At 57.7% G+C, this 20,800-nt stretch carries 16 protein-coding genes; 5 read left to right on the top strand and 11 right to left on the bottom strand.

Annotated elements, in window-relative coordinates:
* Positions 1-13 precede the first annotated feature (13 nt).
* Both thiE and LPW13_RS09680 read left to right on the top strand, forming a co-directional pair.
* Positions 14-1,546 carry a thiamine phosphate synthase gene (thiE, locus tag LPW13_RS09685; protein WP_230434958.1) on the top strand — a complete coding sequence of 511 codons (1,533 nt, stop codon included), beginning with the start codon at positions 14-16 and terminating at the stop codon, positions 1,544-1,546.
* A gap of 20 nt (positions 1,547-1,566) precedes the next feature.
* Positions 1,567-2,346 (top strand): HesA/MoeB/ThiF family protein, encoded by a 780-nt coding sequence (locus tag LPW13_RS09680; protein ID WP_230434956.1) that lies wholly within the window; start codon positions 1,567-1,569, stop codon positions 2,344-2,346.
* 305 nt (positions 2,347-2,651) lie between these two features.
* Here the strand turns inward: LPW13_RS09680 and LPW13_RS09675 are convergent, their stop codons facing one another.
* From LPW13_RS09675 to purM, 8 genes are all read right to left on the bottom strand, one after another.
* On the bottom strand, positions 2,652-3,869 hold the full coding sequence (locus LPW13_RS09675) for an alginate export family protein (RefSeq protein WP_230434955.1): 1,218 nt from the start codon (positions 3,867-3,869) through the stop codon (positions 2,652-2,654).
* An 80-nt stretch (positions 3,870-3,949) separates the two neighbouring features.
* Entirely contained in the window at positions 3,950-4,846 is an 897-nt protein-coding gene (locus LPW13_RS09670; protein ID WP_230434953.1) for an ABC transporter ATP-binding protein, read from the bottom strand.
* A 57-nt stretch (positions 4,847-4,903) separates the two neighbouring features.
* Positions 4,904-5,893: an ABC transporter permease gene (locus LPW13_RS09665; protein ID WP_230434952.1), complete on the bottom strand. Its 990-nt coding sequence runs from the start codon at positions 5,891-5,893 to the stop codon at positions 4,904-4,906.
* 101 nt (positions 5,894-5,994) lie between these two features.
* A complete protein-coding gene (locus LPW13_RS09660; protein ID WP_230434950.1) occupies positions 5,995-7,377 on the bottom strand; it encodes a CmpA/NrtA family ABC transporter substrate-binding protein in 1,383 nt (460 codons plus the stop codon).
* Positions 7,378-8,110: 733 nt separating this feature from the next.
* On the bottom strand, positions 8,111-9,556 hold the full coding sequence (locus LPW13_RS09655) for an OmpP1/FadL family transporter (protein ID WP_230434948.1): 1,446 nt from the start codon (positions 9,554-9,556) through the stop codon (positions 8,111-8,113).
* A 239-nt stretch (positions 9,557-9,795) separates the two neighbouring features.
* Positions 9,796-10,569 (bottom strand): DUF3108 domain-containing protein, encoded by a 774-nt coding sequence (locus tag LPW13_RS09650; RefSeq protein WP_230434946.1) that lies wholly within the window; start codon positions 10,567-10,569, stop codon positions 9,796-9,798.
* A 53-nt stretch (positions 10,570-10,622) separates the two neighbouring features.
* Positions 10,623-11,282 (bottom strand): phosphoribosylglycinamide formyltransferase, encoded by a 660-nt coding sequence (purN, locus tag LPW13_RS09645; RefSeq protein WP_230434944.1) that lies wholly within the window; start codon positions 11,280-11,282, stop codon positions 10,623-10,625.
* A 6-nt stretch (positions 11,283-11,288) separates the two neighbouring features.
* Entirely contained in the window at positions 11,289-12,353 is a 1,065-nt protein-coding gene (gene purM, locus LPW13_RS09640) for a phosphoribosylformylglycinamidine cyclo-ligase (protein WP_230434943.1), read from the bottom strand.
* 286 nt (positions 12,354-12,639) lie between these two features.
* Between purM and LPW13_RS09635 the strand changes: the two genes are divergently transcribed.
* The 3 genes from LPW13_RS09635 to sodC all read left to right on the top strand — a co-directional run bounded on the left by LPW13_RS09635 (position 12,640) and on the right by sodC (position 15,156).
* Positions 12,640-13,737, top strand: coding sequence for a DUF2066 domain-containing protein (locus LPW13_RS09635; RefSeq protein ID WP_230434941.1), 1,098 nt, complete (start codon positions 12,640-12,642; stop codon positions 13,735-13,737).
* A 4-nt stretch (positions 13,738-13,741) separates the two neighbouring features.
* Complete coding sequence (gene hda, locus LPW13_RS09630; RefSeq protein WP_230434939.1) at positions 13,742-14,482, top strand: DnaA regulatory inactivator Hda; 741 nt, start codon at positions 13,742-13,744, stop codon at positions 14,480-14,482.
* A gap of 140 nt (positions 14,483-14,622) precedes the next feature.
* On the top strand, positions 14,623-15,156 hold the full coding sequence (gene sodC, locus LPW13_RS09625; RefSeq protein ID WP_241292407.1) for a superoxide dismutase [Cu-Zn] SodC: 534 nt from the start codon (positions 14,623-14,625) through the stop codon (positions 15,154-15,156).
* Positions 15,157-15,322: 166 nt separating this feature from the next.
* Here the strand turns inward: sodC and LPW13_RS09620 are convergent, their stop codons facing one another.
* From LPW13_RS09620 to LPW13_RS09610, 3 genes are all read right to left on the bottom strand, one after another.
* Positions 15,323-16,606 (bottom strand): catalase family protein, encoded by a 1,284-nt coding sequence (locus LPW13_RS09620; protein WP_230434937.1) that lies wholly within the window; start codon positions 16,604-16,606, stop codon positions 15,323-15,325.
* A complete protein-coding gene (locus tag LPW13_RS09615; protein WP_230434936.1) occupies positions 16,603-18,663 on the bottom strand; it encodes a c-type cytochrome in 2,061 nt (686 codons plus the stop codon). Before LPW13_RS09615 ends, LPW13_RS09620 begins: the two co-directional genes overlap by 4 nt.
* Before the next feature lie 217 nt (positions 18,664-18,880).
* On the bottom strand, positions 18,881-20,770 hold the full coding sequence (locus LPW13_RS09610; RefSeq protein WP_230434935.1) for a DUF885 domain-containing protein: 1,890 nt from the start codon (positions 20,768-20,770) through the stop codon (positions 18,881-18,883).
* Positions 20,771-20,800: the final 30 nt, after the last annotated feature.

The raw sequence follows: 20,800 nt of genomic DNA, 5'->3' as shown, positions 1-20,800 counted from the left end.
CTCAAGGCCGATCGTGTGGACGATCGCTGGCAGTGATTCCGGTGGCGGTGCCGGTATTCAGGCGGATCTGCTCACCATGCACGATTTCGGCGTGTATGGCTGTAGCGCCATTACCGCCAATACCGCGCAAAATACTCTCGGTGTACCTGCGATCAATGCGGTTGCCGATGCCGTGTTGCAATCGCAACTGGATGCCCTGATGGCCGACCTGAGGCCCGCGGCGATCAAGATTGGCCTGTTGGCAAATACCGGGCAAGTCAGGTTGGTTGCCGGGTTTCTGCGGGCCCTGAGCGCGCGGGGCGAGAGGATACCGGTGGTATACGACCCCGTGGCCGTGGCTACCAGCGGCAGCCGGCTTACTGAAGACACTACCGCCGCGGCAGTGTTGGATGAATTGCTGCCCCTGTGTACCCTGATTACCCCCAACAGCCAGGAGCTGGGGTGGTTGGCGGAGGTTGAGGCGGACACTGCGGAAACCATTCTCGCCGCTGCCCACAAGGTCCGTGGAAAACACGCATCTGCACTACTGGTCACTGGTGGCCATTTTGAAATTGAACCCGGTACCACCGCAGACCTGTTGTGTCGGGGCTCTGGTAATGTCGACGACGCCGTCGCCGAAGACTGGTTGATCGGTACCAAAATCGATACCCCGCATACCCACGGTACCGGCTGCACCCTGTCGTCCGCGATTGCGGCACTGCTCGCCCTGGGTTATCCGCTGAAAGATGCCTGTGTGGTGGCCAATGCCTATGTGCGCCGCGGGCTGCGCCTCGGCAACAACGCGCATATAGGCGGCGGTGCCGGCCCGGTGGGTCATTGTGGCTGGCCGGATCAGTTGGAGGATTTCCCCAGGGTACTGATCCAGGGCAGTGAACAGGCGAAAAAATACGGGTGTTACCGCGCACAGCAGGCAAGCCGTTACGCGGCGGAATTTGCGCAGCCGGATAGTCATCGCCTCGGCCTGTATCCGGTAGTGGACTCGGTGGAATGGATCGAGAAGCTCGCCCGGGCCGGGGTGCGGACATTGCAGCTGCGGATCAAGCGCCCTGGCGATGATCTTCGTCGACAGATCGAGCAGGCCGTCAGTATCGGCCGTGACTACGATCTGCGGCTGTTTATCAATGACCACTGGCAGCTCGCCATCGAGTGTGGGGCCTACGGTGTGCATCTGGGGCAGGAAGATCTGCAGGACGCGGATCTCAAGGCCATTCAGGCCGCCGGACTCAAACTCGGTATCAGTACCCACGGCTTTTTCGAGTTGCTCTACGCCTACCAGTATCGGCCCAGCTACCTGGCCATCGGTGCCATTTACGCCACCAATACCAAGGATATGAGTGGCCAGCTGCAGGGGCCGGAAAAGCTCGCGCGTATGGCCGCGCTGCTGCCGGGCTATCCCCTGGTGGCCATTGGTGGCATCGACCTGGCGCGCGCGCCGGTGATTGCCGCTACCGGAGTTGGTAGTATTGCAGTGGTGACCGCTGTCACAAAAGCGCCGGATTACCGGCAGGCGGTCAAACAGCTGAGTACTGTGCTGGAAAATAATTGAAGGATAACGGGTAGAGCCAGATGTTGAGCCGTAAACAGTTGCAGCGCTATAGCCGTCAGATCATGCTGCCGCAGGTGGGTGAAGCAGGGCAGGAAACGCTCGGCCAGGCGAAAATTCTGATCGTGGGGCTGGGCGGCCTTGGCAGCCCGGCGTCACTGTATCTCGCTGCCGCTGGCATCGGTGAGCTGCATCTGGTGGACGGTGATACGGTGGATATTTCCAACCTGCAGCGTCAGGTGCTGTACAAGACCAATCACCGGGAAAAGTCCAAGGCCCAGGTGGCTGCACAACAGTTGACCGCTGCCAATCCGGAAATCCGCGTGCAGGCGCATGCGCGTATGGCGGACGAGGCGTGGCTGACGGCGCTGCTGGATCAGCAGTCTTTTGATCTGGTGCTGGACTGTACCGACAATCTCAATATCCGCCACATTATCAACCGCTGTTGTTTAAATGCGCGTGTGCCGGTAATCATGGCCTCGGTGCGGGGCTTTTCCGGGCAGCTGGTAAGCTTTGATTTTCGCAAGTCTGCCAGTCCCTGTTACGCCTGCCTGTTTCCCCCCGCTAAATCGCCGGCCACACAGGGAGAGGAGGTGCCGGAAGCGGAGAATTGCTCAACCGTCGGTGTGATCGGCCCTGCGCTGGGTATGATGGGCAGCGCTCAGGCATTGGAAGCATTGAAGATGCTGCTGGGCTTGTCGGTTTCCAGCTTGAACCGGTTGCAGTTGTTTGAGGCAGAGACGCTGGAGTGGCGCGCACTGCGGTTACCCGTCAATCAGCCCTGTGCAGTATGTGGAGACTGAAGAGACGGTGAATAAAAAAGCCCGGCCGGGCGGCTAATACTGTTCACTTAAGCTGTTAAGTGGCGGTGCCGCTACCGGGTGTGGTCTTGCGAGACACGCCGTGAACCCATCCCTGGGGGCTCGGCTGCGGCCGTCCTGGCCGCAGACGGTCTCGCAAGACCACACCCGGCATCGCCACCTTCGCGCAGAATTTCGTTAAGTAAACAGCATTACGGCCGGGGGGCCGGGCAAACGCTCAACGAGCAGTTTGGGTTGGGCACTCGTCAATTCCTTGAACTTGTATTCCTTGAACTTGGCTGTGCGCTTTAAAAGTTGGCAGCGGCGGTGAGCCATAATTTATCGGTATCTGTACTGTAGTCATCGGCAGTGAAACTGCTGTACTTCAGGCTCAGGTTGACGCCAGCCAGGGAAGTGGCGGCGAGAAAACCGTGTTCGCTACCGAGCCTGTCCATGCCGGAAACGCTGCTGTCGTCAGAGTTGAGCTGGTGATAGTTGACCGCCAGTTTGACGTTGCCGAGCTTGGTGCCCAGCGACATGTACACATCTTCAATACCGCCGGGGATATTGCCGGTGCCGCCGCCGAGAAATTTGTCCGCCCAGCCCTGGAATTTGTGCAGGGTGGCCAGTGGGGTAATGAACTGCCCTTTGTCTCCATCTGCCCCCAGCAACTCATAACCACCGGAAAGGGTGAACTGCCCCAATTTCAGTTTGCCTTCGGCCAGCAGATAGTCCGCATCGTAATCGGCGGGATTGTTGGCAGCAGATGACTGGGTGGCGTACTCGACGGTATAACCGAATTCGCCGGCATTGCCCGCAAAGCGTGCACCGTAGGTATCGGTGGAAAAGGCGGCGGCGTCCTTGTTATCGAGCAGGTAGGCATAGCCGGTCAGCACACCCAGCGGCAGGCCGGCATACTTGGCGTTCAGCAGATAGGTGTCATTGGTGTGATCCCCCAGGGGGCTGTCTTCACCGAAAATACGATTGACGTTGCGAACGCGCGCAGCAAATAGCGAGGTGTCTTCAAGGCTGGTATTGGCAACACTGAAGCCATCGTAAGTCTGCTCGTTCTGACGAAAGCCCACGCCGCCGACGAAACGCTGATTGTCCAGCAGAATACGCTGACGGCCGTACTTGAGGCTGGTATCGGCGAACTTGTAGATCAGCAGCGCCTGGTTGACCTCGGTACCTTCGGGGTCGCCGACACCGCCTTCAAACTCGGTGACATGGGTGACGTCGTCCATTTCCAGCAGCAGGCTCAGTCCCTGATAACTCGCAGAACTGAACGTCAGACGGGTTTTGATACTGGTGAGATCGACATCGCTGCCGCCTTCGCTGTCGACGAACTCGCTGCGGCCGCGAAAGCCGAGGGTCACATCCCCCTCGCTCAGGGCATCACTGAAGCTGCTGACACTGGGAGCCGCCTGTTCAACTTCTTCCTGTGCCATTGCGGGCACAGCCGCCGCAGCAATCATGGCCGCCAGTGACGAAACGGCGAAACGGGCCTTGTATTGGGTTGGTTTCATAACGTGATCCTTGTGTAGTTATAGTCTCTTAGCTGTTTGAGTTTTTTAATCTGGATGCAGACCCGGTTAAAGCCGATCGATCAGGCCGCATGTTCGACGGAATCCTGTTCCGCCTTGTTGGTTTCTGAGGCCGCAGAAGCCGTACCATTTTGTAATTTTTCTTCCGGCGCTTTCGCTGAGGGAACCGGTACATCCGGCTTACCGTGCCGCTCGTGCAGGAATTTCAGTACCCGGGAGCGGTAGTGGTTGTAGGTCGGGTCATCTGCCAGGGCGAGACGTTCCCTCGGGCGAGCCAGGTCTACGTTAAGTATTTCGCCGATAGTGGCCGCAGGGCCGTTGGTCATCATCACAATACGGTCGGAGAGCAGCACCGCTTCGTCCACGTCGTGGGTAATCATGATGACGGTGTTGTTCAGTTCCGCCTGGATTTCCATCAGGGAATCCTGCATATGCGCGCGGGTCAGGGCGTCCAGAGCACCGAAGGGTTCGTCCATCAACAGGACCTGCGGCTGCATCGATAGGGCGCGCGCAATGCCGACGCGTTGTTTCATGCCGCCAGAAATTTCACCGGGACGTTTGTGCATGGCGTGGCCCATATGCACCAGGTTGAGGTTGTGTTCAATCCACTCGCGCATTTGCGCTTTTGAGCGGGACTTTCCGAAAACCTGCTTGACCGCCAGCTCAACATTTTCAAACGCAGTCAGCCAGGGCAGCAGGGAGTGGTTCTGGAATACCACAGCGCGCTCCGGACCGGGCTCCGTAACTTCCCTGCCGTTGAGAATGACTCCGCCGCGGGTGGCTTGATACAGGCCGGCGACCACATTCAGCACCGTGGATTTACCGCACCCCGAGTGACCGATCAGGGATACGAACTCACCCTTTTCGATCTTTAGGTCCACGTCCTGCAGCGCGGTGAACGGGCCTTTCGGGGTAGGGAATTCCATGTCGATATGACTGATGTCCAGTAGTGCACTCATGACTTTCTCCAGGTAATTTTCAGTCGGTATAAACGGGTACGTTGGGCAGTAGTGTTTTCAGTTCGCAGCGTTGTCCCAGGAGACCAGCCTCTGCAGGGCCTGCATGCCGCGATCCAGCAGGAATCCGATAAAGCCGATGACGATGACCGCGGCCATGATGCGCGCCAGTGAATCGGAGCTGCCGTTCTGGAATTCATCCCACACAAACTTTCCCAGTCCCGGGTTTTGCGCCAGCATTTCCGCGGCGATCAACACCATCCAGGCCACACCGAGGGACAGGCGCATACCGGCAAAGATCATTGGCACGGAAGCGGGCAGGACGACTTTCTGTACATGACGCAGCGCCGGCAGCCGCAGTACTTTGCTGACGTTCACCAAGTCGTCATCGATACTCGCAACTCCCATCGCGGTATTGATCACCATGGGCCACAGACAGCACAGGGTGACGGTGATCATGGAATTGAGAAAAGACTTGGCGATTGCCGGGTCCGGGGTGGTGTAAAGCGCTGATACCACCATGGTCACCAGGGGAAGCCATGCCAGCGGTGATACCGGTTTGAATATCTGAACGATGGGGTTGATGGCACTGTTCAACGTACGGCTCAAGCCCACGGTAATACCCAGTGGAATGGCAATGGCCGCCGCGAGTAAAAATCCACTCATGACGGTGATCAGGCTGGTAAAGATCTGGTCGACAAAGGTTTCCTTACCGGTGTAATCGCGGATCTTTGGCTCATAGCTCGGATCTTCCGCAACACGCTTGGCATTACGGACCTCCTGGCGCTCATAGAAGGCGACTTCTTTTTCCCGCGAGCGTTGGTGTTCCTCATGCAGCGCTTCGAACTGCTCGAACACTGCACCTGGCCCGGGGAACTTGCCCAGTGAAGTATCAATGCTTTGCGCGGCAACCGACCACAACAAAAGGAAAGCCAGTATGCCGATCAATGGCAACGTGACTGCCCGTGTAGCGCCACCGATCATGTTGCTGTTCAGCTGTGGTAATCGGAGCCCCTGCCATTTCCGTGTATTCACTGTTGTGGATAGCATGGTTCTTTTACCTCTTGGTGGTTAAAACCCGTTGATGAGCGGAGTTATTCTTGTCGCCCGCCCTTTGATGGGCGGGCCGTCTACTTGCAGTTTGAGTTGTGTCAGAGTTTCTGGCCGGACTTCAGGCCGATGGGAAACTTTTCAATGTATTCGTTCGGCTTGTGGCCGTTGTAAACGATGCCATCGATAAAGTGTGTCTGCGGATCGCGGAAACCGTCTTCGGATTCAAAGTCAGGGAATTGCGCTGCAGTTGCCAGCTTCTCAGCGATCAGGGATTTTGCGGCAGCTTCATAAATGTCCGGGCGGTAAACCCTGGCTGCGAGTTCCTTGTACCAGGCGTCCGGCTTGTCTTCAGGAATCTGCCCCCAGCGACGCATCTGGGTCAGATACCAGATGGCATCGGAGTAGTAGGGATAGGTCGCGTTGTAACGGAAAAAGACATTGAAGTCCGGTACCTCACGCTTGTCGCCTTTCTCGTACTCGAAGGTGCCGGTCATGCTGTTGGCAATCACCTCGTAGTCCGCGCCGACGTAGTTTGACTGGGAGAGAATCTCAACGGCTTGCGAGCGGTTGGCATTATTGTTCTCATCCAGCCACATGGCGGCGCGAATCAGTGCGCGTGTGAGACGGATGGTGGTGTTCGGATATTTCTCGGCGAATTCCCTGGTGATGCCGAAGACTTTTTCCGGGTTGTCTTTCCAGATTTCGTAGTCGGTTACCACGGGGACACCAATACCCTTGAATACCGCCTGCTGATTCCAGGGTTCGCCCACGCAGTAGCCGTAAATGGTGCCGGCCTCAAGGGTTGCCGGCATTTGCGGTGGTGGGGTTACCGAGAGCAGTGCATCCGCATCGATGTGACCGGAGATATCGCCTTTGTGTGGTGCGTAATAGCCCGGGTGAATGCCACCGGCCGCGAGCCAGTAGCGCAGTTCATAGTTGTGGGTGGAAACCGGGAATACCATACCCATATTGAAGGGCTTGCCGTCTTCCTTGTATTTCTCCACTACCGGCTTCAGTGCATCCGCTTTGATCGGGTGTACCGGTTTACCGTCATCCCTTTTGGGGATATTGGGCTTCATTTCTTCCCAGATGGCGTTGGAAACGGTAATGCCGTTGCCGTTCAGGTCCATGGAAAAGGGGGTGATGATTTCGGCTTCGGTGCCAAATCCCATGGTAGCGGCGATTGGCTGTCCGGCCAGCATGTGGGCGCCGTCCAGTCGTCCATCGATAACGCCATCCAGTAATACTTTCCAGTTGGCCTGGGCTTCGATGGTGACGTAAAGACCTTCGTCCTCAAAGAACCCTTTTTCATAGGCGATGGCGATGGGTGCCATATCGGTCAGTTTGATGAATCCGAAGGTGAGCTCTTCCTTCTCCGGGTAACCGAGCTCTTCCGACACTGTGGGGGCAGCGGCCACCCCAAAGGTCAATGTCAGCGCGAGACTGCTGGCGAGTTTTCGAAAGGGCTTCTTCCATTGCATGTCATCTATCCCCTGGTGATTGCGATTAGTTTGTAATTGCTGGTTTTAAAATTTCGGGCAAAAAAAAAGCGCTCACGGAAGCCTGTCGGGTGACAGCCTTCTGTGAGCGCCTCTGCTCGTGGGCAATCGCCGGTGCGATATCTCGCAATGTCTGTATTGCGAATGGCGTTGCCGGGTTGTTTGCAACCTGAGTTATTGTGGTCAGGTGGCTTGAATGCGTTCGGCCTTCGATTGGCCTTTACACCGTTCGCATTGCGAAGAGCGTGCCAATTTTTTCTGCGCGGTGGATTTACGTTTGAATGTTTAACTCGGTTGTGTCTTTTGCACTGATGCGGTTCCGAGCGGCATTGGCTAGGTAAATCGTTGTTATCGTTACATTTTTAACTGGGCGGTTGGATTTGCATGGGTGGCAAAAAGGCAAAGCCAGGTCTGTCCGCAATGCCTGATGGCCACCGGGGAGCGTTTATTTATGTTGATACCGGCGTCACCGTTGAAGCGGTTTCGGTGCGAGTCGCCGGCGGTTTGGCCAGTTTGTGGTGCGTAGACACGCGTTCGACGGTGAGATATCAGTGCGCGGCGGGTTCTTTTCTGGTGCGCATGGGGAAAACCGGGGAAGTTGAGGGGCGATGAACTTGTCGGAAGGGCGCAAAATGGGGGAATAAAAAAGGCCGGGTACGTGACCCGGCCCGCTGGAACAATCTATCTGATTGTACCTTAACTCGAGAGCGTCGAATTAGAAGCTGTAGTTCAGACCAACACCGGCAATCCAGGCTTCGAGATTGGTAGTGCCGCCGTCAAAGTAAGTATTGAGGGCAGTGGCCGTACCAGCCGGGGTGGGGAAGCTCACCGGTAGGCTGGAGAACTCCTGGATCTTGGAGTCGTCGCCCCACAGGTAGGCTACGCCGCCATCGATGCTCAGCTGGTTGCTGAACTCGTAGCTGCCGCCAAAGGTTACCCAGTGACGGTCATTGTCTGGAATAGACAGGGTGCGCCAGGTGACATCGCGGCCAACCCGGTCGGTTTCTTCGGTGTACAGTCCATCGCGCGCAGCGCCTTCATCGTAGGCATAGCCCACACGCCAGGTCACTTCGTCACAAGGGTAGTACTCCAGGCCCAGGCTGTAGCGCCAGCCACTTTTGAAGTTTTCTTCCTTGATGTGCAGCGGGTTGTAACCCGGGAACGGTTGCCCATTGATGTCCTGATTGGGGAAGAAGGCTTCCAGGCGCTCAAAGTCGTCCCAGTCGGTCCAGGTGGCACCCAGTGCCAGGCCCCACTCGTTGTTGAAACGGTGGTAGAGCCCGATCTCCGCGGTATCTGGCAGGTCCAGCGTCAGGTCGGCCCGCTCATTGTCAAATGGCAGCTCGGTAGTGACGGAGGTCAATAGATCGGAATTCACGTCCGCTTTAATTTTCGGGTCAAACTCGGACTGATAGGAAATACCGATGCGGGTGCGGTCGCTGATGTTCCACAGTGCGCCGATGGACCAGCCGTAGTCCCAGTCATCGCCACTGGCGTCCAGGATCTTGGCGTCTGACAGCGGCTGCTGCAGTGCCGGGTCCAGCGCAAAGTCGCGCGGCACCTTGGACTTCAGTGTTGCGTCCGCATACAGGAAGTTGGCGGAAACGCCGATGCTGAACACGTCCTGATAGTTGTATGCGATAGATGGAGCAATATTGACGGTCAACAGCTCGGTTTTGTCGGCGATGTGAGTGACCGCCCAGGTGGGTTTGAAGTCGGTTTCCAGGCCGTAATCGGCGTTCGCGGACAGGCCGAAAGACCAGCAGTCATCAATGGGCACCGCCACAAAACCGAAGGGAACGAAGGCGCCGCTGGCGTAGTCGTTGGCTTCCTGGTAGATCGGGTCCGTCAGGGCGATATCGCCGATTGGTGTCTCGGCAAAATACTGTGTATAGCCGGCGGCATCAATTTCCGGGTTTACATAGTTGAAGCCACCGGACACGGTGATGGTGTCAAACAGCGCGGAGCCCGCGGGGTTGCGCGCCAGAATACCAACAGTGTCGCCAACAGTATTTTCTGCAGCGTAGGCACGACCGAGACCGGCAGCGCTGGATTCCTGAAGTGCAAAGCCGGCAGCCATGGCCCCGCTGGAAAAGGTGCCGCCGGACACCGCACAGATCGCTGCGGTCAGTGCGGCTTTACTCAGAGTTTTATTAGTCATGAGGTCCCACTCTATTGCTGAAATTGTCGCCAGTCAGCGGGTGAGAAAAATCAGCCCGCTTTTGGCAGAGAAGCTTTTCCAGAAAGTTTTCGCTTTAAGCAAACAAAATCCTAGTAGAAAACATTCTAGCAGCGCGAATTTTACGCACAGGGAAAATGCGACGACTTTATAGTGATTGAGAGCGGAAAAATCTACTTATTGGCGCGATTTTTTTACGATATTTGAAAATTTTTTTCTTGTTATTTTTTTATGTTTACAGGTGCGCCATCAATGGTAAGTTTCGTCAGGGTAATCTGGTAGCTTTTGCCATCCTCTTCCTGCTGGGAAAGTTTTACCAAGGCGTAATTCCACTCCGGGGCGAACCAGATGTCAGTTTCGCGCTCGGCGTCCTCTTCCCGTACCCGTTGTACCCTGACGGTTTCTACCATTCCCATTGGCGTTTTGATTGATTCGTTGCCAAGAATGCGGAACTTGTAATGGCGGATTTTCTTTCCGTTGGCAACGCGGTATTCCAGGTTTTTCTTTCCCGCGGCCACATCCTGTGCCAGTTGAAGCTGGTAGCTGATTTTGTCTTGAATGTCCTTCGGCGCGTCGTTGATGCTGCGCTCTTTGTCGTAAATATTGGTGATGCGGTGCTTGGCGTGGTCAAAATTGAACGCAGTGTGGCGATCTCGGCCGAGGCCGGTTTTTTTGTAGTTGTAGTGTTGTGGCAACAGCTGCGTGCCTTGCCGACTGAAGCGTGAGTACTCTTCAATCTTGGCAAACAGGGAATTGGCGGAAAAATCCAGTCGCCAGCTATCGGGCCCACCGCTAAGCGTGCGCACGGCGGTCACACCAAAGCCGCCGAACTTGGCTTCATAGGTGGCGGTAAATGGCTGCAGGATGCTCGAGGTTGAATCGGGCGCTAAATCGCTGGATGGTTCTGCACCAACGGAAAAGGGCAGGAGAATCAGGAATGCGAGGGCAGTGCGGACAGTGGCCGCAATGTGATTAGTGGCTGTAATGCGGGACAAGGTATCACCTCCGGCCTATATTCCATTCAGTCAGGCCGGAAGTGTAGCCGGCCCTACAACCGTTTTCCGGTTGGCGGCAGTAGCTCGCCATCCAGTTCGGCACGATCTTCGACCATCCTCAGCCGCCCCTCGGCAAACCAGGTCGCGGCCAGCGGATAGATTTTATGTTCCTGCACTTGCACACGTTGTGCAAGGCTGTCGGCGGTGTCTCCAGATTCTACCGGGACCACTGCCTGAACAATCGGTGGGCCGCCATCCAGTTCTTCAGTGACGAAATGCACCGTAGCGCCGTGTTCGCTGTCTCCAGCGTCAATTGCCCGCTGGTGCGTATGCAGGCCCTGGTACTTGGGCAGCAGGGACGGGTGAATGTTCAATAGCCGGCCACTATAGTGGCGCACGAAGCCCGGTGTGAGAATGCGCATAAAGCCAGCGAGGATGATCAGATCTGGCTGGTAGGCATCGACAACCTCGATCATGGCGTGGTCAAAACTTTCGCGATCGGCAAACTCCCGGTGACTGAGCACCTGGGTGGCGACGCCGGCGTTTTGTGCGCGGGTCAGGCCGTAGGCCTCAGCTTTGTTGCTGATCACCGCTTCCACGCGGTAGGCGCAGTCGGGCTCGGCGGCGGCATCGAGGAAGGCCTGCAGATTGGTGCCACTGCCGGAGATCAACACCACCACGCGGCACTGGGCGACGGAAGATGAGTCTGTCATACCGCTTTACAGTCCCGCCAGCTCGACCGCTTCGCCATCATCGCCTTGCTCGATGGAGCCAATAACGAAGGCCTCTTCACCCAGGTCCTTGAGGGTCTGCAGAGCTTTGTCTGCCTGGTCCGCGGGAACGCAGATCACCATACCGACACCGCAGTTGAAGGTGCGGTACATCTCGCGGCCTTCGATATTGCCGGCCTCCTGCAGCCAGCGGAATACCGGTGGCAGGTCCCAGCTTTTGGTATCGATTACCGCACGGGCATTTTCCGGCAGTACCCGCGGCAGGTTCTCCAGCAGGCCGCCGCCAGTGATGTGGCTCAGGGCGTTGACCTGGACTTCCTTCATCAGCGCCAGCAGGTTCTTGACGTAAATGCGGGTGGGGGCCATCAGGGATTCAGCGAGGGTTTTCCCTTCCAGGTCCTTCTGCAGGTCTGCATCGCTGATTTCCAGCACCTTGCGGATCAGGGAGTAACCGTTGGAGTGTGGGCCGGAGGCGCCGAGTCCGATCAGTTTGTCGCCGGTGCGGACCTTGCTACCGTCGATGATCTCGGACTTTTCCACTACACCCACGCAGAAGCCGGCCAGGTCGTAGTCGTCACCTTCGTACATGCCGGGCATTTCCGCGGTTTCGCCGCCTACCAGCGCCGCGCCCGCCAGTTCGCAGCCTTTGCCGATGCCGGAGACGACATCCGCGGCGATGTCGACATTCAGCTTGCCGGTGGCGTAGTAGTCGAGGAAGAACAGGGGCTCGGCGCCTGCGACCACCAGGTCATTGACACACATGGCCACCAGATCGATACCGATACTGTCGTGGATGCCCAGATCCATCGCCAGGCGCAGTTTGGTGCCCACGCCATCGGTGCCGCTTACCAGTACCGGCTCTTTATAGCCGCTGGGCAGTTCGCACAGGGCGCCGAAGCCGCCCAGTCCGCCCATCACTTCCGGGCGCTGGGTGCGCTTGGCTACATGCTTGATACGCTCGACCAGCGCATTTCCTGCGTCGATGTCGACACCGGCATCTTTGTAGCTGAGGGAGGGGCTGGCGGAAGGAGTGTTCGGCTTGGAGTCGCTCATGGTTCAACCTGTCGGGGGCCTGATTTGAAGGGCGCGTATTTTAGGGGCTGTCAGCACTAATTGCGATAGTTCCATTGGCACTGATCGCCGTCAAACCGGGCAAAAACCGGGTAAATCGGCAATGGAAGCCGGGAAAATACGCGATTTCTGCGAACTGGAGGCTGGGAGAAACAGCCGACACTGATACAATAGCCATAATTTTGACCATCGCGGGCTTTATTGCGGCGCCCGCGGTAGCGAGTCCTGCCGCAAGGCAACCCAGAATAAGAGGTAAAGGGGAACTCCGATGCCATTGCCGTTCCAGCCCCGTATTGCACTGTTCAGTGTATTAATCCTGCTGGCGCTTGCCGCCTGGCAACCGGTACAGGCGCGGGTGATTCCCGATCTGTATGAAGTCATAGAGGAGGTGCCCAGCCGCGGCACCACCGATCGTGCCAGTGCCAGCCGCCGTGGCCTGGAGCGTGTATTCGTACGTGTTACCGGTGACCAGGATATCGGCAGCAGCCCGCAGTTGGCCCCGGTACTGGAAAAGGCCCAGAATTATCTGCAGGTCTACCGCTACAAGACTGAGGATAACCAGCTTTACCTGCACCTTGCCTATGATCCGAGGGCGGTCAACGACCTGGTACATCAGTTGAAATTGCCCCTGTGGCCGGCCAATCGCCCCGGGACACTGGTCTGGATCGCGGTGGATACCCTGCAGAATGGTCGTGATTCCCTGCGACAGGAAGATTACCCCGAGCTGTTCGGGCTGTTGGACGGGATCGCGGCGGAGCGCGGTCTGCCGCTGGATTTCCCGGTCATGGACCTCAACGATCAGCGCAACATGCCGCTGGGTAGCCTGTGGGCACAGGACGAGGCCGCGGCCCAGCGTGCCGGTGTGCGCTACAGTTCCGACGCGACACTGATGGGGCGGCTGCTGCAGACTTCCGGGCAGCGCTGGCAGGCCAACTGGCTGTTGATTCACGGTGGCCGCAGTTATGCGTTTGATGCCCGTGGTGACTCAATGGAAGAGGTGGCCTTGCGCGGGGTCAACGAAGCGGCCAATGTGCTCGCCGAGCGCTATGCGGTGAGTACCGGAGAGTCCGATGGTGTGGCCAGCGCCGTGCTGGTGGAGATTGCCGGCATTGACAGCTTTTCCGATTACACCCGGGCCACCCAATATCTGCAGGAGCTGGCTCAGGTGAGCAGTGCTGAAGTATTGGCGGTCAGTGGGGATTGCCTCACGGTATCGCTGACCACGGCGACCCCTATGGCCAGCCTGCGCGATGCGCTGGCGTTGAACCGCAACCTGAAACACGCGGACGAGGGCCCGATGGATCTCACCGGTTACCGCGCCCCCCTTGGCAGTGCGCAGAACCCTCTGCGCTACACCTGGCGGTAATCCCGTGACTGCGCGCGATAATAAGGGCCAGAGCGGCGTGCCCCAACAATTGCCGCTGGGCGTATCCCTGCGGGACGATGCCACGTTCGCTAATTTCTTTCAGTCTCCCGACGATGGCAATCGACAGGTGGTGGGGTTGCTGCAGGAGTTCGCTAGTGGAGAAAACCCGGAGCCGGTTATCTACCTGTGGGGAGAGCCCGGTAGCGGCGTCACTCACCTGCTGCAGTCTGTGTGTCAGGTAGCGGAGAGGGCAGGCCGCAGTTTCCAGTATCTGCCGCTGGGGGACATGGAAGATTCCGACCCGGAGATGATTCTGGAAGGGCTCGATCACCTGGATCTGGTGTGTATCGACGATCTGGAGCGGGCAGAGAATGATGCCCGCTGGCAGACGGCGCTGTTTCACCTCTATAACCGATTGAAGGACAGCGGGCGACAATTGCTGGTGGGTGCCAGGAAGTCTCCCAATGGACTGGACCTGCAGTTGGCAGACCTGCGTTCGCGTCTTCAGTGGGCACTGGTGTTCCAGCTGCACCCGCTGAGCGATGCGGACAAGCTGGCAGCGCTGCGCCAGCGCAGCCGCCTGCGGGGCTTTGATCTGCCGGAGGACGTGGCCCAGTACATTCTGCACCGGGCACCCAGAGATACCCGGGCGTTGTTCGCCTGTCTGGAGCAGCTGGATCAGGCGTCCCTGCAGGCCCAGCGCAAGATCACCATTCCCTTCGTCAAGCAGGTGTTGCACATCTGATTGCCGCCCGTTGCGGGCAAGTTGGCATTTCCTTCTACACTTACGGCAATAGGCGCGGAGAAATCTGCGCCAGCTGCCCGTATCGGGTGTCATTGGCACCTGAAATGGGCGGGTCATTTTGCAGGTTGAAGGAGGTCAGTATGTCAGCCGTTTCCCGTTTTACATTTCTGGTCGCTGGGCTCGCTCTGTCGAGCCTGGCGTTATCTGCCGCTGCGCAGACGGTCGTCAGTGTTTCCAAGGTCACCGAGAAGGGGGTGAATGGGATGCTGGGGACGGTGACGATTACCGAGACGCCGTACGGGTTGGTGTTTACGCCGAAGCTGAAGGGGTTGCCGCGAGGCCTGCATGGGTTTCATTTGCATGCGAATGGTAGCTGTGAGCCGGCGACCAAAGACGGCAAGGTGGTGCCTGGCGGTGCAGCGGGTGGGCATTACGATCCGAAGAACAGTGGCAAACATGGATATCCTTGGGGGGATGGCCATCTGGGGGATTTGCCGGTACTGATTGTGGATAGTGATGGGAATGCGACGGAGCCGGTGCTGGCGCCGCGCCTCAAGGTGTCAGACCTGAAGGGGCGTGCGCTGATGATTCACGCCGGTGGTGACAATCACTCCGACAAGCCCAAACCGCTTGGGGGTGGTGGGGCGCGGATTGCCTGTGGGGTGATTCAATAAATTCTATGTTTGGCAAAGTGGTATTGGCGAGAGGCGGCACCGCTACCGGTGGCAGCCTTACAAGACACGCCGTGAACCCATCCCTGGGGGCTCTGCAAAAACATCCCTGTTTTTGAAGGTCTTGTAAGGCTGCCACCGGTAGCGGTACCTGCGCCCGTACTTCAGTTCATCTGGCCGAGTACTCGGTGAAATATCCTTCTCGATCGCAACGGCTATCGCGTACTTCCCCTGTTATCGGTTTAAACGCCGGATCAAAGCAGCGCGGCAGCGGCCAGGTCGGCTTGCGGATATTCAACCCCTGCTGCGGGGAGCATGGTGTGTCACTGTCGGGAATACACCAGTCTGTTGGCGTGACTTGTGGTGCGTCGTTTTGTCGGTGGCGAAACTCCGACACTGCGTGATACACGACCCGCCGCGCTCGATTCAGGCTGCCGAGGGGCTGCCATTCTCCCACCCCGTGCCAGGGGTTCATCGAGAGATTCTCACAAAACGCCTGTTGCGCGTCGCTGGTAAAGGTCTGCGGCGGGATGTGGATTCGTGCGATTGGGATAAACGGGGATTCCGCTTCGTCCCAGATCACGGTGGCGTCGTCCAGGGGCATATCTCCCTCTGCGACCCTCGGCTGCACCATGAAATCGAAGCAGGCACTGTCGGATGCCAGGGTTTCTGCCATCTGGGCGGTGAGGAAATCTGGCTTGCTCTGGTCGACGGTGACGGTGTAGCGGGCGCCGGGGCAGGGGCGGGCGGAGAATTTCAGTTCGGTGTCCCCGAGCCGGTAGGGCAGCATGGAGAAGTATCGTTCGCCCAACGGTGTGTCGATTGTGGACGAAATGGTCTGCCTTGCGCGGAGCATTTCTGTCAGGTTGAGCCGCGGCGGCCACAGGCCGATAAACCAACCTGTACGATCCTGTTTCGCCAGGTGGGTGATGTTTTCCGCATAGTCGTGGATGTTGCGGTTAAAGAAGGCCGGGGTGTTGGTCATGATGAAGTCCTGGGTGGCGGTGGCCCCCAGTTCCGGTGCAATGGAAGTGCCCGTTGCGCCCACCAGTTTTATCGCCATGCCGCGGGCATCGCCTTTCCCGTCCGGTTGTACCAGCATGTCGCCATTGGAGTAACGGATCCAGGATTGATAGCTGCGCCCGGGCTCGGCAAATACGCTGTGTTGAAACTCCGCGGGTATGTCGCCGTTGATTTCAAATTCGGCGCGCAAGCAACCGGTTGCCTTGGCGTGGGCGTCGCGACGGTATGGCCCATCATTGTGCTGCTGCGCCACCCGGGAGATTTCTCGGGCAGATTTGATAGACGAAAGGATGGCTGTGCGCTCTGCATCACTCATCTCCATGCCCATTTCCGTCACCAGGCTATCCAGTGCGTCTGATGTCAGCTCCTGTTGCGCATTGGTATGGGCAGAAAGCAGAAGGGTGCAGAATAGTAAGATGCAGGGTCTCATTGACTGGTCTCCTGGGCAGCCATTTGCATGTCATCACTGCGCAAGCTTTCGCAGGCCTGCTCGCCGAGGGGGCCTTCCGGCGGTGTGCTGTAATTCGCCCAGTTCTGCGGGTCCCCGCCAAGGGCCTGATCGAAATCCGGGTTGCCCATCACTTTCAGGTATTCGAGCAACGCCATACGCTCCCGCTCGGTAAGTCGTCGGCCGATGCGGCCGCTGACATCGGCATCGGTAAACAGGTGGCCGGTGTTGTGGTTACCCTTGATGGTGGTGTCAAACACAAAGTTCCCTTCGCGCATATCGGTGATATAGCCGAGCCTTATCGGGTTGTATTCGCGGTGACCGATACCGAAGCGCACGGGGCGCGCTGCCAGCGGTGACAGCAGGTCGTAGATGGTGGGAACCGAGCCATTGTGCAGATAGGGCGGTGTTGCCCACACGCCGTGGAGTGGGCGTGCCTTGTACGCCTTTTTATTGACGATGCGGAACGGCACATTGAGGCCGTCGTAATCGGCAATGGCATTGTTGTCGCTGGAGATGCCCCGCTGCTGGTACAGGCTGGGAATCAACTGATTGATCAACAGCTGCAGGCCGTGGCCGGCATTGACCTTGTCTGCGCCTTCCGGCAGGAGCGGTCCAGCGCTGTATTCGTTTTTTACATAGTTTTCCGCCGCTGTGGCATCGGTGCCGATGGTTGCCACATCTATCCAGGGAACCGCCCAGATTGACCTGCGCCAGTCCTCTCGCTGGGGGCGGTTTTCGGCGTTGTAGCTGATCTGCCCGGACATATCCCATTGCCAGTTGACGTCGATCTGCCCCGGGAGCCTGGTTGCAGGGCTGTCGGCCACGGGCCATTGGTACGGCTTGGAGATATGCGGGCCATGACAGCTTGCACATTGCTCGGCGAACAGTGCCTTACCTTGGGTGGCGCGGGCGATATCAATTTTTCCCAGCACATCTTGTGGCCACTTTGGCGGGCGCAGTTTGCGCAGTGTGGTCTCTATACACTGCATGCCTTCGAGATTGATGGTGGAGCGGCCAAACTCGCCTTCCGGCAACAGGTTGCCGTTCTCATCCACCAGTGCCACCGGCGCCATCACGCCGAGGCTCTCGCCGACGTTGCGCGCCATCGCCTGATTGGTAAACCCGGTGTATTGCACCCAGTCGAAGCGCCAGATATCCCACAGAAACGGATAGCTCACCGGCGCGTTGGCCGTATGGTAGTTTTCTTTGATACCCAGGTTGTAACCAAAAACGACATTGCCAATACGGCCCACCGCGTCGGTACGGCCGCGCCCTTCGGTGGTAGTGATCAGATCCGGATTTCCGGGCCCCTGTGCAAAATCCACTACGCGCAGCAGGTATTGCCAGAGTTCGCTCTGCAGCTGATCCCTTTTATCTTCATCTTCTCCGGCGATGGCGTCAGCGAAGCGATTCCACTTTGCCGGGTTGGCAAGAGTCTCTGCCGCGGCCACATTCAGCGAGGTGATGAATTCACCCGCTGCGCTGGTGGACATGCCATGGATCGCCTGGCCCCCATCCACTCGCAATGCCGTGCCTTTATAGTGCAATTCACCGGTGTGGCAGAGCGCACAGCCGAGATCCAGGCGGAATGCTCCTGCATCGGGGTTCCAGTGGCGCCCCATACCGACGGGCAGGTTGCCCGGATTACTGTCAGAAGGTTGCTGTTCCGGGTCGACGATAAAGCCCCAGCCGCGCATGATATTTTCACTGGCGAGTCGGGTCTTGGAGTTGGGCAGTTCCAGTTTGGTCAGCCAGTCGTAGTGCAGTCCCTGCAACTCGGTGCCCTGGGGAGTGAAGTAAAACCGTTGCCGGTCTTCCTCGGTCCATCCCTGATCGAGATAGCGTACTTCAGTGATCTCTTCGGTGACCAGATTGGGGGATTGAAAATATTTTGACAGGGAGAAACCGCCCAATGTGGCGGCGCCGGCGAGCACACCGGCGATCAGGCGGTTGCGAAGTTTGCGCCTGGAGCGGGATACGGGCGGGGTGTTTGCGCGGCGACTGAGCGCGCGCGCCAGTGTGCGTAGTAAGTCCATTTTGCTACTGGGTCTTGTTGTTATCGGATTGTTTGCGGACGCTCCACCTTTGGGCACTTGTCCGCCCTGGAACAGCGCGACATCATGCACGTTTTGTGACACGCGTTCAGGTTTGGGATTGTATAGCAGTAATCTCAGATAAGAAAAAAGCCGAGCCGGGAATACCCGGCTCGGCTTTTGGCTTGCGTGCGTTGATCAAGTAATGATCGGCGGGTGATCAGCCCGCTTTGGTCTCCGCAATCCACTGGTCCACGAGTTCTTCCAGAACATCCAGCGGCACGGCACCATTGGCCAGTACCACGTCGTGGAATTTGCGAATATCGAACTGGTCTCCCAGTTCAGTTTTCGCTTTCTCGCGCAGTTCCACGATCTTCATCATGCCGATCTTGTAGGCCGTTGCCTGGCCGGGCATGACGATGTAGCGCTCAATGGCCTTGACCACATCTCCGTGGGGGTTGGGGCTGTTTTCTGCCAGCCAGTCGATGGTTTCTTCCCGGGTCCATTTCTTGCTGTGCATACCGGTGTCGACTACCAGGCGGCAGGCGCGCCACAGTTCCATGGCCAGGCGGCCGAAGTCGGAGTAGGGGTCTTTGTAGAAGCCGATCTCTTTCGGTACCAGCTCGGAGTAGAGGCCCCAACCCTCGGTATAGGCAGTGTAACCGCCGAACTTGCGGAACTTGGGAATGTTATCCAGCTCCTGCATGATGGATAGCTGCATATGGTGCCCGGGGATGCCCTCGTGGTAAGCGAGCGCTTCCATCTGGTAGGTGGGCATGCTGCTCATCTTGTACAGGTTGGCGTAATAGATACCTGGGCGGGAGCCGTCTGGGGCCGGGCGCTGGTAGAATGCCTTGCCCGCAGACTTCTCGCGGAAGGGTTCCACCGCTTTCACCACCAGGTCCGCTTTCGGCTTGGTAATGAACAGCTCGTCCAGGCGACCTTTCATGGTGTCGATGATTTCGGTGGCCTTCTTCAGGTAGGCCTGCTTGCCTTCTTCCCCTTCCGGGTAATAGAACTGCTCATCGGTACGCATGAACTCGAAGAATTCCTGCAGGCTACCCTCAAATTCCACTTTTTGCATGATTTCACGCATTTCGTTGTGGATGCGCTCAACTTCCTCCAGGCCTTTCTGGTGGATCTCGTCGGCGGTCATGTCTGTGGTGGTGTAGACATTCAGGCGGTGCTGGTAGAACTTGTCGCCGTCTGGCAGCTTCCAGGCGCCGTCGTCGGTGGTGGCCTGTTTTTCCAGCTCACTGAGATAGCTGATCAGCTTTTCATAGGCAGGCTGGGTGTGCTCCAGCAGCGCGGTTTTGGCTTTTTCCACCAGCGCGGTTTTCTCTTCGTCACTGATGTTGAGCTCTGCCACCTTGCCTTTAAAATCGGCAAACAGGGTGCTGTCTTTGCCGTCGTCGAAGGGGGCACCGGTGATCAGGTTTTCGCCATCACCGATGATGTAAGGAAACACAAATTTGGGAACGATCACGCCGGCATCGGCGCGTTCCTTCAGGTTGGCGATCAACTGGTCGAAGTGGGCCGGCAGGGCGCTGAGGCGGGAAATGTAGGCATTGGCGTCGGACACGTCACTGATGCGATGCTGGTTGATCAGCAGTGAGGCGGCGCTGGTGTGTACCCCGTACATCTGATTGACCGGGTAGGTGTGCAGGCGCCACTTGTAGCCGTCGATTTCCTGTTCCAGATTGCGGATCGCCAACTCGAGTGAAAGGCGGGTAGCGTCGTCGAGTTGCGCAGGATCGATTTTTTTCAGCTCGGCCAGTTGGCGTTTGTGGATCTCGTAGGTCTCTTTTTCGAATTCCGGCGAGATATCATCCCATTTGCCATAGTCTTCCTTGATACCGAGGAAGGTCTTGAACTCGGGGCTGCGATCCAGGTGGGTCTGAAACTGGGTTTCAAACAGCGCGTTGGTCTTTTCAATCACTTCGGCGTTTTCGCTGGTAGCGCCTTCGCTGATCGCCTCAGGGGTTTCGGCTGCCGCGGCACTGTTTTCGACGCCGTTGGCCTGATCTTGGGTGGACGGTTGTTCGCGTTCGCAACCTGTGATGGCCAGCGTACTTATGGCAGCGGCCAACAGGGTCAGTTTCAGATTCATGGTGGTTCCCCGATCAATAATGTCCGGAAA

It is taken from the genome of Microbulbifer celer (assembly GCF_020991125.1).
Classification (GTDB): Bacteria; Pseudomonadota; Gammaproteobacteria; order Pseudomonadales; family Cellvibrionaceae; genus Microbulbifer; species Microbulbifer celer.
Note: the sequence above shows the minus strand (reverse complement) of the source record. Positions and strands in the feature narration are given on the sequence as shown.